Source organism: Caballeronia choica (assembly GCF_001544535.1).
Lineage (GTDB): Bacteria > Pseudomonadota > Gammaproteobacteria > Burkholderiales > Burkholderiaceae > Caballeronia > Caballeronia choica.
In genome coordinates, this window is the sequence record NZ_FCON02000451.1 from 1 (window position 1) to 1,412 (window position 1,412).

General features: G+C 61.6%; 2 protein-coding genes. Both read left to right on the forward strand.

Features of this window, described 5'->3' with window-relative positions; genetic code table 11:
• Positions 1-197 precede the first annotated feature (197 nt).
• Complete coding sequence (locus AWB68_RS44895) at positions 198-698, forward strand: DUF1269 domain-containing protein (protein ID WP_235028882.1); 501 nt, start codon at positions 198-200, stop codon at positions 696-698.
• 213 nt (positions 699-911) lie between these two features.
• Positions 912-1,322 (forward strand): cation-transporting P-type ATPase, encoded by a 411-nt coding sequence (locus AWB68_RS44900; RefSeq protein WP_235028883.1) that lies wholly within the window; start codon positions 912-914, stop codon positions 1,320-1,322.
• Positions 1,323-1,412 lie beyond the last annotated feature (90 nt).

Consider the following 1,412-nt stretch of genomic DNA (forward strand, 5'->3'; position numbering starts at 1 on the left):
GTCGGTCAGCCTTGCAGCCGGCACGGGAAACCGAGTCCGCCGCTTCGCAAAACGCTGAGTCGTTTCCGAGGCTGCCCGGCGGCGCTCGTCGTCGCTACGATCGATGCATCTGCCACGCCTTCGACGGAGAAGCAAAATGAATGGAAACGATGTTGTGATCGCCACCTTCAACGATCATCGGGAAAGCCGATGCAGCAGTGCGCAAGCTGATCGAGCGCGGCTTTGACATGAAGCGCTTCAGCGTAATCGGCAAGGGCTACCACACCGAAGAGAAAGTTGTCGGGTTCTACAACATCGGCGACCGAATGAAAATGTGGGGCAAGTACGGCGCATTCTGGGGCGGCGTCTGGGGCATTCTGTTCGGCGGCGTATTCGTCACGCTGCCGGTTTTGGGCCCGGTGGTGATTGCCGGCTATCTTGCGTCGATGGTGGTCTCCGCCATCGAAGGGCCGGTGCTCGTCGGCGGTGTGAGTGCGCTTGGCGCCGCGCTCTTCAATGCAGGCGTTCCGAAGGACCACGTCATTCGCTACGAGACAGCGGTCGAGGCCGAAGGATTTCTCGTGATGGCGCACGGGCCGGCCGAGGAGATGGCGCGTGCCCGCGACATCCTTCACGAGCACACGCCGCTGAGCGTGGACCTGCACGAAGGAGCCGGGACCGCGAGCGGGGCTGAACATGCAGAAACGATCGCAACATGAGCAGCACAAGCTGTCGATTGAAGAGCGGTCCGCGTGACAGGCAGATCGGGACAATCGCGTCCGGCACTTTCGGCATTCTTCTCATAGCGGACAGCAGGAGCAACTCGTGCCTCAATCCTTCCCCGAAATGACGGCGGGCGAAGCCGGCGTTCATGTCGCGATGTCGCCGCAGAGGCCGAAGCCAATGCCGCTCCGGCACGCCGCGAACGCGCCGTGCAGACCAGCACCGGACTCTCTGCGGAGGAAGCTGCCCGCCGTCTGATAGACGCCGGCCCGAACGCCATCGCCGAGGCCGCGCAGCATCCGGTATGGCGCGCAGCCAGGAAGCTCTGGGCGCCCGTGCCCTGGATGCTCGAAGCAGCCATTGTGTTGCAATTGAGTCTCGGCGACTATGTGGGCGCCGGGTCATCTTTCTGCTGCTCGCCTTCAATGCAGGGCTGGGAGCCGTGCGCGCGGACGGTAAGGATCTTGTCGTGTCGGAACGACGTGGATTGCGATGCTTCAAGACGTCTTTGCCGTCGTAGTCGCGAGGTACTACCCTCTGGGGTAAGTGGACCTTGCCGGATTTTACCCCGCAAATTGCATCCCGATAAGTGGACTTATCAGGCATGCGAACTAAACTGACGACGGGTTACTACGCAGGCATGATCCGGCAAGAATCCGAACGGATCTCGCTTTGCGACCCCACGTCAGTCGACCGGGAAAGATTTGGAC